The sequence below is a fragment of the Cohnella rhizoplanae genome (genome assembly GCF_948329515.1).
GTDB classification, from domain to species: domain Bacteria; phylum Bacillota; class Bacilli; order Paenibacillales; family Paenibacillaceae; genus Cohnella; species Cohnella rhizoplanae.
In genome coordinates this window covers 926,782-939,713 of the sequence record NZ_CAOJCN010000001.1, presented here as the reverse complement: position 1 = coordinate 939,713, position 12,932 = coordinate 926,782, and the positions used below count along the sequence as shown (strand labels likewise).

General features: G+C 59.4%; 8 protein-coding genes. 5 read left to right on the top strand and 3 right to left on the bottom strand.

Annotation, left to right across the window (positions count from 1 at the left end; genetic code table 11):
• Nucleotides 1–13 precede the first annotated feature (13 nt).
• On the top strand, nucleotides 14–1,201 hold the full coding sequence (locus PQG80_RS04180; protein ID WP_271749868.1) for a CdaR family transcriptional regulator: 1,188 nt from the start codon (nucleotides 14–16) through the stop codon (nucleotides 1,199–1,201).
• Here the strand turns inward: PQG80_RS04180 and PQG80_RS04175 are convergent.
• Nucleotides 1,198–2,679, bottom strand: coding sequence for an aldehyde dehydrogenase family protein (locus PQG80_RS04175; protein ID WP_271749867.1), 1,482 nt, complete (start codon nucleotides 2,677–2,679; stop codon nucleotides 1,198–1,200). The genes PQG80_RS04180 and PQG80_RS04175 overlap by 4 nt on opposite strands.
• Nucleotides 2,676–3,857 (bottom strand): LL-diaminopimelate aminotransferase, encoded by a 1,182-nt coding sequence (locus PQG80_RS04170; RefSeq protein WP_271749866.1) that lies wholly within the window; start codon nucleotides 3,855–3,857, stop codon nucleotides 2,676–2,678. The genes PQG80_RS04175 and PQG80_RS04170 overlap by 4 nt, the downstream gene beginning before the upstream one ends.
• A 230-nt stretch (nucleotides 3,858–4,087) precedes the next feature.
• Between PQG80_RS04170 and PQG80_RS04165 the strand changes: the two genes are divergently transcribed.
• The 3 genes from PQG80_RS04165 to alr all read left to right on the top strand — a co-directional run bounded on the left by PQG80_RS04165 (nucleotide 4,088) and on the right by alr (nucleotide 7,740).
• A complete protein-coding gene (locus tag PQG80_RS04165) occupies nucleotides 4,088–5,317 on the top strand; it encodes a PucR family transcriptional regulator (protein ID WP_271749865.1) in 1,230 nt (409 codons plus the stop codon).
• Between the two features lie 102 nt (nucleotides 5,318–5,419).
• Nucleotides 5,420–6,550 (top strand): alanine dehydrogenase, encoded by a 1,131-nt coding sequence (ald, locus tag PQG80_RS04160; RefSeq protein ID WP_271749864.1) that lies wholly within the window; start codon nucleotides 5,420–5,422, stop codon nucleotides 6,548–6,550.
• On the top strand, nucleotides 6,547–7,740 hold the full coding sequence (gene alr, locus PQG80_RS04155) for an alanine racemase (protein ID WP_271749863.1): 1,194 nt from the start codon (nucleotides 6,547–6,549) through the stop codon (nucleotides 7,738–7,740). Before ald ends, alr begins: the two co-directional genes overlap by 4 nt.
• On the opposite strand, the gene PQG80_RS04150 is transcribed toward alr, so the two are convergent.
• Complete coding sequence (locus tag PQG80_RS04150; RefSeq protein WP_271749862.1) at nucleotides 7,685–8,653, bottom strand: PLP-dependent cysteine synthase family protein; 969 nt, start codon at nucleotides 8,651–8,653, stop codon at nucleotides 7,685–7,687. The two genes, alr and PQG80_RS04150, sit on opposite strands and share 56 nt — an antisense overlap.
• A gap of 156 nt (nucleotides 8,654–8,809) precedes the next feature.
• On the opposite strand from PQG80_RS04150, the gene PQG80_RS04145 reads away from it, so the two are divergent.
• Nucleotides 8,810–12,730, top strand: coding sequence for a carbohydrate binding domain-containing protein (locus PQG80_RS04145; RefSeq protein WP_271749861.1), 3,921 nt, complete (start codon nucleotides 8,810–8,812; stop codon nucleotides 12,728–12,730).
• Nucleotides 12,731–12,932 lie beyond the last annotated feature (202 nt).

Sequence of the window (12,932 nt, the reverse complement as noted above, 5' to 3'; positions counted from 1 at the left end):
GAGCGATTCACGCATGATACTAGACCAGATCGCCCAGACGATCGTCGACCATACGAGCGAGATTATCGAATATCCGATTATCATCACGGACGAAAAAGGGAACATCATCGGCTCGACCGACCGCAGTCGGCTGGGCAGCCTGCACATCGCCTCGATCGACGTTCTGAGGAAAAACCGGACCCTCTCCTATGAGGCCGGCGACGTCAAAGCGCTCGACAACGTGCTGCCCGGCATCGCCACGCCGATCCTGCTGAACGACGCCGTCATCGGCGTACTCGGCATCGCCGGCGAGCCGGAATCGATCAAGAAATACGTTCAATTGGTCAAAAGCCATGTCGAACTCATGTTCCACGAATCGTTCAAAAAAGAAACGACGGTACTCGAGACCAAAGCGCTCGATACGCTGGTTCAATATTTGCTGTTCTCCAATCATGCCGACGATACCGAGCCGATGATCGAATACGGCAGGATGCTCGGCTATCGCTTCGACCTCGAGCGCGTCTGCATCGTGATCGAGCTGGATCTGCTCTCTCTCCACTTGCCGGGACGAGAAGGCAGCCTGGACAAGTATTCGTTCCCGTATTTTCAGAAGGAGCTCATCGAGCAGGTCAAGCGCCTATTCGTCGATCATCGCCAGGATATCTTCTCCCTGCTCAATCTCGAGCAGTTGATCGTACTCAAGACCGTGCAGCCTCAAGATCGGGACGCCTTCATCGAGAAGACCGAACAGCGGGTGCGCAGGCTTAATCAATTTCTCCATGAAAAGCATCAAGCCAGCGCGGCCGTCGCGCTCGGCAACCTGATGAGCGGCGCTGCCGGGATCAAGCAATCCTACGAAAATGCGATCCGGACGCTTAAAATCGGGAAAAGAACCCAGATGTCCCACCCATTCTATCACTATAACGATTGGGAAATCACGCTGGAGCTGCTGACGAAAGAACTGACGCCGGCCGTCGCGGACAAATTCTCGGAGATGCTGAGCGAGCTGCGCAGCCACGGCAATTATGAGACTTTGTCGGCGACGTTCCTGACGTATTGCAAGTGCAATCTGAACCTCAGCGAGACCGCGCGCACGTTGTTCATCCACCGGAATTCGCTGGTATACAGGCTGGATAAGCTCTCGGAGCTCACCGGCCTCGATCTCTCTACCTTCGAGCACAGTCTGCTGCTCTTTATGGCGATCCGCAACGCCAGGGATTAATAGTTATCGATCTGCGCGCGCTGCAGCTTGCCGCTGTAGTCGACATAGATAGACTTCCATTCCGTGTATACGTCGAGCGAAGCGACGCCGGAATCCCGATGTCCGTTGCCCGTGCCCTTGGTGCCGCCGAACGGCAGATGGATCTCGGCGCCGGACGTCCCCGCGTTCACGTAGACGATCCCCGTGTCCAGATCGCGCATCGCCTGGTAGGCGCGGTTGATATCGCGGGTGAAAATCGAGCTCGACAGGCCGAACTCCACGCGGTTGTTCACCTCGATCGCCTCTTCGAGGCTGCCGACCGGGATGATCGATACGACCGGCCCGAAGATCTCCTCCATGGCGATCCGCATATCGGGCATTACATCCGTGAACAGCGTGGGTTCATAGAAGCTGCCGTTCGCGAGACCGCCCTCCGTCGCCGGTTTGCCGCCGACCAGCAGCTTCGCGCCTTCCTCGACGCCGACACGGATATACGAATCGATGCGGTCGAGCGAGCCCCGGTTGATTACCGGCCCCACTTGCACGGACTGATCGAGCCCGTTGCCGAGCTTAAGTCCCTTCATACGCGCCAGCAGCTTGCTTTCCAACTCTTCCTTGACCGATTCGTGCGCGATGACCCGGCTGCAGGCCGTGCAGCGCTGCCCGCTCGTGCCGAAGGCGCTCCACAAAATGCCGTCTACCGCCAGATCGAGGTCGGCGTCGTCCATCACGATAACCGCGTTTTTGCCGCCCATCTCCAGTGACGTTCTCTTCAGCAGCGCGCCTGCCTGTGCGTTGATCCGCTTCCCGACCTCGTTGGAGCCCGTGAAGGAGATCAGATCTATGCCCGGATGCTCGACCATCGCATTTCCGACGACGCTGCCGGAACCATGGACGAGATTCACCAAGCCCGCCGGTAGCCCCGCTTCTTCGTAGAGCTTCGCGAATTCGGCGGCGATCATCGGCGTCTCGGAGGCCGGCTTCCAGACGACGGCATTGCCTGCGACCAGCGCCGGCAGCGACTTCCAGGACGCGATCGCGATCGGGAAGTTCCAGGGGGTGATGAGCCCGGCGACGCCGACGGGCACCCGCACGCTCATGGCGAACTTATTGCGAAGCTCGGACGGAACCGTATCCCCGAACAGGCGCCGGCCTTCGCCCGCCATATAGTAGGCCATGTCGATCGCTTCCTGAACCTCGCCTCTGCCTTCGTCGATGACCTTGCCCATCTCGCTCGTCAGAATTTGCGCGAGTTCTTCCTTGCGAGCCTTGAGCAGATGCGCGACTTGGTACAGGACCTCGGCACGCTCCGGGGCGGGCACGAGCCGCCAGGACTTCTGCGCGGCGATCGCCGCCTGGACGGCCAGGTCGACCTCCTCCGCCGTAGATTGCGTCACTTCCCCGAGTATTTCTCCCGTGGCGGGATTCGTGACGGGCAGGAATTTTCCCGACGACGATTCCGTCCAGCTGCCGTTAATGTAGTTCAATATTTTTTTCATGGTTGGCCTCCATCGATTTTTAATTTTAGCCGGATGCGGTTCATGGCCTCTGACAGCCGGTCGCTCGGCACGGATACGGAAATTCTGAAGTAGCCTTCTCCGGCGGGACCGAATGCCGGACCCGGCGTGAGCATGACCCCGGTCTGCTCCATGACGCGGGTGACGAACGCCGCCGACGTATATCCGGCAGGGACAGGCGCCCAGACGAAGAAGCTGCCTCGGGGCGGATCGACCTTGACGCCGATCGCGGCGAGACCTTCGATGACGACGTCCATCCGCTCCCGGTAGATCCGGTTGCGCGCGACGATATCGCTTGTATCGCCGCGCAGAGCGAACGCGGCCGCCTTCTGGATCGGCGTGAACGGACCGGAGTCCATATTGCTCTTGATCACGGACAACGACTTGATGAGCTTTTTATTTCCCACCGCGTAGCCGATGCGCCATCCCGTCATATTGTAGGTTTTGGACAAGGAGCCGAACTCGATCGCGATCTCCTTCGCTCCTCGCGCCTGCAGGATGCTCGGGGCCTTATAGCCGCCGAATGTGACCATGCCGTACGCGGAATCGTGCGCGATCGCGATCCCGTGCGCGCGGGCGTAAGAGACGGCGCGCTCGAAGCAGTCGAGGTCTACCGTCGCCGAGGTCGGGTTGCCCGGATAGTTGAGGAACATCAGCTTGGCCCGTTGCGCCGCATCGCCGGGAATGTCCTCGAACCTGGGCACGAAGCCGTTATCCGCGGTCAGCGGCATGCTGTAGGGCAGCCCGCCCGCGATCTCCGTCGCCATGCGATAGACGGGGTAGCTCGGATCGGGCACGAGCACGATATCGCCGGGGTCTACGAGCGCGGGGATGAGATGGGCGATCCCTTCCTTGGACCCGATCAGCGCGAGCACTTCGGTGTCGGGGTCGAGCTCGACGTTATACGTACGCCGGTAGAAATCCGCAACAGCGCTCCGGAATTCCGCGCAGCCGATAAAGCTGGGGTATTTCAGGTTGGCCGGATCCTGCATCTCCTCGATCAGCTTGTCGACGATCGGACGCGGCGTGGGCAAATCCGGATCGCCGATGCCCAGATCGATGACATCGACCCCGGCTTTGATCATTTGCTCCTTCTTCCTGTTCATCTCCGCGAACACGTAAGGCGGGATCTGCTCGACCCGCCGGGATGAATGCAGCATGCTTTGATTTCGCCTCTTTTCAGCGGTGCCTGTTACCATGCACGTCGTTCTGCATTAACCATAGCTTTTTTTCGGTTCCTTCGACTATGTCAGTTTTGTACGAAAATCATAAGCCGAATTTAACTTTTTGACGTGCAATCCGCACAAAAGCGCGATGGACATGGTGCAGTCTCGGCGAATATGTTAAAAAGAAAGTTGACCGCATTCATTTCGTTTGGGGAGTTAAGCGCATGAGGAACGACAAAGAGCCCTTCGAGCGAAGCTTCGACAGTCTGGAGCAGCTGGCCGACACGATCAGCGAAGAATTGCAATGCTCCGTCACGATCGAGGACGCCAATCATAAATTGATCGCATATAGCTCCCACCACGCCGAGACGGACCCGGCACGCATCTCTACCATTATCGGCAAGCGGGTGCCCGACAAGGTCATTCAGGCTTTATGGCGGGAGGGCGCGATTCCGAGACTGATGAAGAGCGAAGGACCTCTCCGGATCGCCTCGATCGGCGAGATCGGTCTCGGCGACCGGATCGCGATCGCCATCCGCAAGGAAAATCAAATATTGGGATATATATGGATCGTGACCGGAGAGGACCCGCTGCCGCAAGCCTTCCTTTTCGGTCAATTGGTCCAGGCGGCCCAGGCGGCGAAGACCAAGCTGCTGCAGCTTCATATGACGCACCGCAGGGCGGAGCAGAGCCAGCAGGAGTTTTTCCGGCAGCTTCTCTCCGGCGACGTGGGATCCGATGCCGATGTCCGGCGGCGGGCCGACGAGCTGGGGCTCTCCCTGCCCGCTTATTTCTGCGTGAACGTGCTGCCGTTCCCCGCGGAGATCGCCGACAAGCAGCAGCAGCAGATCCAGTACCTTATCACGACGACGCTCCAGGGACAGATCGCGCTGCATGCGATCGATCGCGACCGGCTGATCCTGCTCGAGGCCCTCCCCGCCCGTCTGACGAAGGGGCCGTCCATCCCGGCGCTGACGCGGTTAACCGAGCAAATGACGCAGCGCTTCGAAAGCGCCCCGCTCGCGGGAGGCATCGGCTCCGTCTACGACGACTATTCGCGGGTATCGGCAAGCTGCGAGGAAGCGGTGGCCGTCATCCGGCTTAGGCAGCGTTTTCCCGTCGAGCTGAAGAAGGTCCAGTACTATACGGATCTGGGCTTTTACCGCCTGCTGCCGGCCGTAGAGCACCATCGTCTGGCGCATCCCTACGTCAATGAGAGCCTGCGTCTGCTCGAGAACTACGACCTTGAGCATAACGGCGAGCTCCTGCGCACGCTGGAGGTCTACCTCTGCCAGGACAGCAACCTGAAGGCGTCGGCGGAAGCGCTGCACATCCACGAAAATACGCTAAGCTACCGTCTGAAGCGGATCTCGCATATCGGAGGCATCGACCTGGACCGCATGGACGACAAGGTCACCTGCTACCTGGAGCTCAAAGCCAGGCGTCTTCGTTAAAAACCACAAAGCCTCCTCCGCCGATTCTCTTTTTCCAACAAACCGGCGCCGGCCATGCTCCCTTATACTATTGGTAAAAAGAACGATAAGGGAGTCGTCGACATGATCATCGGAGTGCCGAAGGAAATCAAAAACAACGAAAACCGGATTGCGCTTACCCCCGGAGGCGTCGCTTCGTTCGCGCTGGCCGGCCATCAGGTCGTCGTCGAAAAAGATGCGGGCATCGGGAGCGGCTTCGGGAACGAGGCGTTTGCGGCTGCGGGCGCGCGGATCGCGAATCAGGCATCCGAAGTCTGGCAGTCGGCGGATATGATCTTAAAGGTCAAAGAACCGGTCCCCGAAGAATATGCTTATTTCCGCAAGGATCTCCTCCTGTTCACCTACCTCCATCTGGCGGCGAACCCCGAATTGGTCCAAGCATTGGTCCAGTCGGGCATGTCGGCCGTAGCCTACGAGACCGTCGCGGTCCAGCGCGCGCTGCCGCTGCTCACCCCGATGAGCGAGATCGCGGGACGGATGTCCGTGCAGATCGGTGCCGCGCTGTTGGAGAAACCCCATGGAGGCAAAGGAATCCTGCTCGGCGGCGTACCGGGGGTAAGGCGCGGCCATGTGGCGATCATCGGCGGAGGCGTCGTCGGCACGAATGCCGCCAAGATCGCGGTGGGTCTGGGGGCGCGAGTGACGATATTGGATAAGGACGCGGAACGCCTGCGTCAGCTGGACGACCTGTTCGGCGCCGGCGTGACGACGTTGATGTCGAGCCCTTCTCATATTGCCGAGGCGGTATCCGACGCGGACCTGTGCATCGGCGCGGTGCTGATCCCAGGGGCGAGAGCGCCGAAGCTCGTGACCGCGGACATGATCCGCAGCATGCAAGCCGGTTCGGTCGTCGTCGACGTCGCGGTGGACCAAGGCGGTATCTTCGAGACGATCGACCGCGTCACGACCCATGACAACCCGACGTTCGAGAAGCACGGCGTCATTCACTATGCCGTCGCCAATATGCCCGGCGCCGTCCCGCGCACCTCGACGATGGCGCTCACGAACGTGACCGTCCCCTATGCCTTGCAAATGGCCAATCAAGGGCTTCGGCAAGCCGTCGCGGACAACCCGGCGCTGCGTCTCGGCGTGAACACGGCCAGCGGTCACGTGACGTACGAAACGGTGGCGCGCGAGCTGGGATACGAATATGTCCCCGTCGAGCAGGCGGTGCGAGGCACGAATCCCGTATGACCCGCCTGAGTTATCGGGACACGTGGGCGGAGGTATCGCTGGGCGCGATTGCGCACAATGTGGGAGTTTTCAAGCAACATCTAGGAAAAAGCGCCCGCCTGATGGCCGTCGTCAAAGCGGACGGGTACGGGCACGGGGCCGTAGAAACGGCCGGGGCGGCGATACAGGCCGGAGCGGATCAGCTCGGCGTTGCATTCTTGGACGAAGCCCTGCAGCTTCGCGATGCCGGGGTGGAGCATCCGATCCTGGTCCTCGGTCATACGCCGGGGCACGCGCTCGAAGCCGCCATCCGGCATCGCGTTACGATCGCAGTCTCATCCCTTCAACTCTGGGACGATGCGGCGCGAGCGGCCCGACGGGTCGGCATACCGGCCCGTATTCACCTGAAGGTGGATACGGGCATGGCGCGATTAGGCTTCACCCCGGAAGAAGTATTGCCCGCATGTCTGGGCCGATCGCGGGAGCCCGTGATCCTGGAGGGCATCTTTACGCATTTCGCCGATGCGGATCGTCCCGATCCGACTTTCACGCGCGGTCAATACGCGGCGTTCGCCGCGCTCGTATCGCGCCTGGCCGATCACGGCATCCATATTCCGGTCAAGCACTGCTGCAACAGCGCCGCCGCTATGCGTTACCCGGAGATGCGCATGGATATGGCGCGGATCGGCATCGCGATGTACGGACTATCCCCGCTGCAGGGGGAAGCGTCCCCCTCCTTTCCATTGCGGGAGGCCATGCAGTTAAAGACCGCCGTCTCGCATCTGAAAACCGTTCCGCCTCATACGCCCGTCAGCTATGGGTTAACGTATACGACGAAAAAGGAGAGTCTGATCGCGACCCTCCCCATCGGTTATGCCGACGGCCTATCCCGCCAATTATCCAATCAAGGCTGGGTGCTGATCCGTGGAAAAAGAGTGCCGATCGTCGGCAGAATCTGCATGGATCAGACCATGGTCGACGTATCCTCGATTCCCGATGCGCGCATCGGCGAGGAAGTGACCGTGTTCGGCGAATCCGCGGGCGAGCGCCTGTCCATCAACGAGGTCGCGTCGCTTATGCATACGATCCCCTATGAGACGGTCTGTCTCATAGGCAAGCGCGTGCCGCGCGTATATGCGAAGATCGGCGAGACGTCTACACTTCCGACGCGTACAGATCCGTCGACAAGTATTTCAGTCCCGAGTCATTGATCGTGATTAATATATTCCGGCCGCGTTCCCTGCCCTGGAGCAGCTGGAGCGCCGCGGCCACGTTGGCGCCCGAGGAGAAGCCCGCGAATATGCCTTCTCGGGCGGCCAACGAACGCGCGACCCGAATGGCTTCTTCATCCGTCACCTGAACGTAGTCCTCCACGAGTGACGGCTCGTCCAAGAAAGCGAGCGTCATGCCGTATCCCCCGCCCTGAATGCGATGATTCGGATGGGTCACCTCGCGTCCGGCCAGAAAAGGCGCGGCAAAAGGCTCCGCTACATAGCAGCGAATGTCCGGATTGAAGCCTTTCAACGCGCGGGCGCACCCGCCGAACGTGCCTCCGCTTCCGACAAAATCCACGAACGCATCGATTTTCCCGTCCGTTTGCTCCCAGGCTTCTTGCGCCGTGCCGTATTGATGCGCATGCACGCTGCCCTGCCGATTGAACTGATCGGCGCGGAACGCGCTGCGCTCGCGCTTAATTCGCTCTGTCACAAGCTCGACCAATCGAAGATCCTCGCCCGACACCTGGCCTTCCTGCGAGCCCGGGGCCTGATCGACCAGAACGACTTCCGCACCCAGCGCCTTCATCATGCGCGCCCGCTCGACCGAATTGCCCCTGGACATGACGGCCACGAACGGATATCCCTTGGCTGCGCAGACGATGGCCAGCCCCGTTCCCATGTTGCCGCTGGTCAATTCAATGACGTTCTGCCCCGGCTTCAATAGACCGGCTTCTTCGGCTTCTTCGATGATCGCGCGCGCCGCCCGGTCTTTTTTGCTAAAGCCCGGATTCAGGTATTCCAGCTTGGCGTAAATTTCCCCTTCCAACGCATGGGTCATCCGGCTTAACCGCACGATCGGCGTCTGGCCGATCGCTTCATAGACATGATCCAGAATTTTTCCCTTCATATATGCTTCGCTCCCGTCAAAATCTTGTGCAATATATTGGCCTTTTGGTCCATTATAATACATCAAAACAATCGCTGGAACATAATTCCTTATAGGAGGTGATGCACGACTTCGTAAGCAAGTCAGCAAAGACTAAATAAACAGGAGGCGATTGCATTGATTTATCGATCTTGGAAGCGCAGCGTTTCGGCACTCATCGTTTTCGTACTGGGACTGAATCTTTTCTACGGCCTTGATACGCCGCCGTCCACCAAAGCGCTCGGCCTTCCGGCCACGGGACCGGAGCTGGTCGTTAATCCCGGCTTCGAGCAGGCGACCGGCACGCTCCCTACGAGTTGGACGCCTTTTACCGGACCAAACTTGTCCTACGACCTTGATACGACCCAGCATACGAACGGCGCCCGAAGCATCAAGCTTACGGACATGGATCCATCGCCGACCGTTTCGGCGAACATTTATACGCCTCTGATCCCCTACTCCCCCGGTACTACTTATCGCGCAAGCGTCAAAGTCAAAGTCGCATCCGGCGAGGCCAGTATGATCGTCCGGTATTACGACGCCAACGATGCGAGCACGACGCAATACGGTCTCGCCAAATCAGTCGGCCCGGACTGGCAGACGATCGAGCTTACGGCAATCCCCCCCGACAATACGGTAAGCTTGAGGATATTCCTGGCTATTCCGAGCGCGATCGGCACCGGCACCGCCTATTTCGACGACGTATCGCTGAAGACAAGCGAGCTGCTCCCGAACGCCAGCTTCGAGACGGTGTCCGGCACGCGGCCGACGGATTGGACGGCGACCGACAACGGTCTCGCGACCAGCATCGCGACGTCGACGACCGTCTATGCCCACGGCAAAAAGTCGGTGCGCCTGACCGATAGCTCAACCGCCAGCGCTTATAGCGTGAAGAGTCCGACCCTTCCCGTCGTTGCCGGCAAATCCTATACCGCGTCCGCGAAGGTCAATGCGGCCTCAGGCAGCTGCACGCTGATCCTCCGCTTTATCGGCGGCTCGGGACAAACGTTGCAAGCGTCTTCAAACGCGACGGGAAGCTGGCAAACGTTAACCTTGTCGGCGGTTCCGCCTGCAGGTGCGACGAATGTTCAGGTCGAGCTGACGACGCCGGCCGCCGGCACGGCAGACGTTTATTTCGATCAAGCTTCACTGACGGCAGCCGACGTATGGCCGGTCTTCGCGAATCCGGCGGCGATCAGAGATTTCGAACCTAAACACCGACAGGTGACGATCCAGAATCCGCCCGACTTCGGCTGGCCGGCCGTTGCGGGTACGGACGTCTATGAGCTGCAAGTCGCTGCGGACAGTGCCTTCGGCAATATCGCTTACCAGAAGAGCGACATCGCCATCAACTATCTCAGCGTTCCCAATACGTTCACGGATGGGCAATCGTACTTCTGGCGCGTCCGCTTCCACAATGCCTCGGGCTGGTCCGTGTGGAGCGATACCCGCCAATTCCGCATCGACCCGGACGCCGTACCGTTCGTCGTCCCCGCCGTATCTACGCTGCTGAGCAGCGTATCGACGACGCACCCGCGCATCCTGACGAACGCGAGCGACCTGACCGCCTTCCGCGCGAGAAAGACGGGCGCCGGCCAAGGGACTTACAATCTGTTCAAGACGCGGGCGGACAGCGAATTAGCGGCCCCGACCGCCCTTCCGGCGGAGCCTCTTACGACGGCTAACGTATCCCAAATAACGCAAGCCGAGACAAACCGGATGCTTACCGCCGCTTTTATTTATTTGATCACGGACAATGTCGGCTACGCCCAATATGCGCGCGATCGACTGCTCAATCTTGCGACATGGAATTGGCAATCCGGCCCGACCTCCTATGCGTCCAACGATCAGGTGCATCGGGATATCGCGCGCAAAAGCGCGATGACCTACGATTGGATCTATGGCGCGCTTACCGCGCAGGAAAGACAAACCGCCGTCACGATGATTTACAATCGGGCGACATCGATCGCCGATGACGTTCTTACCCATATTCCCATTACTACGCAGCCGTTGGATTCGCACGATTGGACCGTTTACGCTCACCTGGGCATTATCGCGACCGCGCTCCTTCATGACAACTTTACGGTTAACGGGAACGTCGTCTCCCAGGACGCGCAGAGCTGGTTCGGCAAGGTGATTCCCGCTTATATTAACCTCATGCCGCCCTGGGGCGGAGAAGACGGCGGCTGGGGCAACGGCGTGGGCTATTGGCAGTGGTCCTCCGCCAGCGACAAATGGCTGATGGACGTCATTTTGAAGGCGACGGGCTTTAATATTTATCAAAAAGCGTTTCCTCGCCAAGAATCCTGGTTCCCGCTCTACGTATTCCCAGTCGGGCAAAAGAGCGGCGAATTCGGCAATGACATTAATGCCATGTCCCGGAGCTTTTTGAATACGAACATCACGAGAAACGCGCAAATGTACCAAAATCAGGTCATGCAGTGGTATGCCAAGACGGCGCCGTACGAAAAGAACGACGTGCACAGCTACCTGTACGAAGATACGGCATTGGCGGCGCGTCCTCCGGTGGAGATGCCGACGGCTAAATATTTCGACAGCATCGGACTGGTGGCGATGCACTCCAATCTATACGACCCCAAGCGCATCTCCGCTTACTTCAAATCCGGTCCGTTCGGCAGCTTCAATCACAGCCATGCGGATCAAAATGCCTTGATCGTCACCGCGTTCGGCGAGGAGTTGACCGTGGACGGCGGATTTTACGATTCTTATACGAGCCCTTATTACACGCAGTATACGAAGCAGACCTTCGCCAAAAACGCGATTACGTACGACGGCAAAAAGGGCCAAAAGACGGACGATATGACGGCCGTGGGAAAAATTACGGGCTTCGCCACGAATAAAGACTTCGACGCGGTCGTCGGCGACGCGACGGCTGCCTACAACACCAATCCGTCGATCCATATCGGACTGGACCAGGCGCAGCGCAGCGTCATCTACGTCAAGCCGGGCGCGTTCGTCGTCATCGACAATCTGGATGCGCGGCAATCCGGCGGCTCCAGCTTCGAATACTGGTTGCACGCCGATACGAGCCTGTCGCTGGACAACACGAATAAGGAAGCGACGATCGTTCAAAACCAGGCGGCTTTAAAAGTTAAGCTCTACGCGAAGTCATTGACGGCCATTCCCGTCACGAATCAAGCCGTCGATGCCAGCGGCACCGTGCAAACGCCGGGAACGCACTCGACCACCGATGGCAGGTTTCTTGGGCGTATCCGGCAGCACGGCGGATTCTCGACGGCCGCCGCCGACTATACGACGATCGTATCTACCTATGTCCCCTATCAAGTCGGAACGACGCCCGAGACCGTCGCAGCCTCGGAGACGCTCTCCTATCGCAAGTTTCACTTCGCGAACGGGACGGACGTGTACGTGCGCTTGGCGCAAAGCGGCTCCGTCACGGTCTCGGCCGACGGCGTTCAATTCGACGGCATCGCCGCCGTCGTCAAAGGCAGCTCGGTGCTGCTCGTCGGCGGCACCCAGCTGATCAAGAACGGCGTGACGCTCATCTCCAGCGCGCAGCCTGCGACCGTCTCGCTGTCCGGCGACGAGCTGTCCATCACGAGCACGCTGGATACCCAAGTCGCGCTCAACAAGTCCGGCGTGACGACCGTGCTTGACGAGGCATACCGCCAGGTCCCGCAAGGCGGCGTCATCGCTACGGCCGTTAACGCGCGCGGCGTGCATTGGGCGCAATCGGGCAGCACGTTGACCGTCAATGTCGAGCCAGGTCAACACCAGCTACGACTCGCTAATGTTCCGGCGCCCGGGCCGAAAACTTCGGTGACGCTGCCGGTCGTCGTGAACGGCGCCTCGTCGAACGTGACGCTGTCCGCTTACGGCGACCCATACGGCGGTACGGCGGCTTGGGGGGCATTGACGAACGCGGCGGGCACCTACCAGGTTGTCGGAACGCCGCCCGGACTCGTGTTCGACGGTGTCGGCCCCGCGATTACAGGCAAACAAATCCAGTTGGGAGCGGCTGCCAAGATCATTGCGCCCAACCAGACAGGCACCTTGAACCTGCAACTCGTTCCTTAATTGTCCCAACAAGAGATCAAAGCGTAACTTGAAATGATGAAGTCGGGGAGCGATCATATCGCTTCCCTTCTTTGTGCGGCTGCCCCCAAAAAATATTCCGGTAAAAAAAGTCAATTTCAGCGCCGAATGTGAATGTCTCAGGAGGAGGCGCCGTTTTACAATAGGCATACATCACGATATGACAATCTAAACATTCGTATCC

Bases quoted from the DNA above. Each gene is read 5' to 3' on its own strand.
- PQG80_RS04175 (WP_271749867.1), bottom strand. From the start codon at position 2,679: ATGAAAAAAATATTGAACTACATTAACGGCAGCTGGACGGAATCGTCG.
- alr (WP_271749863.1), top strand. From the start codon at position 6,547: ATGACCCGCCTGAGTTATCGGGACACGTGGGCGGAGGTATCGCTGGGC.
- PQG80_RS04180 (WP_271749868.1), top strand. From the start codon at position 14: ATGATACTAGACCAGATCGCCCAGACGATCGTCGACCATACGAGCGAG.
- PQG80_RS04150 (WP_271749862.1), bottom strand. From the start codon at position 8,653: ATGAAGGGAAAAATTCTGGATCATGTCTATGAAGCGATCGGCCAGACG.
- PQG80_RS04165 (WP_271749865.1), top strand. From the start codon at position 4,088: ATGAGGAACGACAAAGAGCCCTTCGAGCGAAGCTTCGACAGTCTGGAG.
- PQG80_RS04170 (WP_271749866.1), bottom strand. From the start codon at position 3,857: ATGCTGCATTCATCCCGGCGGGTCGAGCAGATCCCGCCTTACGTGTTC.
- ald (WP_271749864.1), top strand. From the start codon at position 5,420: ATGATCATCGGAGTGCCGAAGGAAATCAAAAACAACGAAAACCGGATT.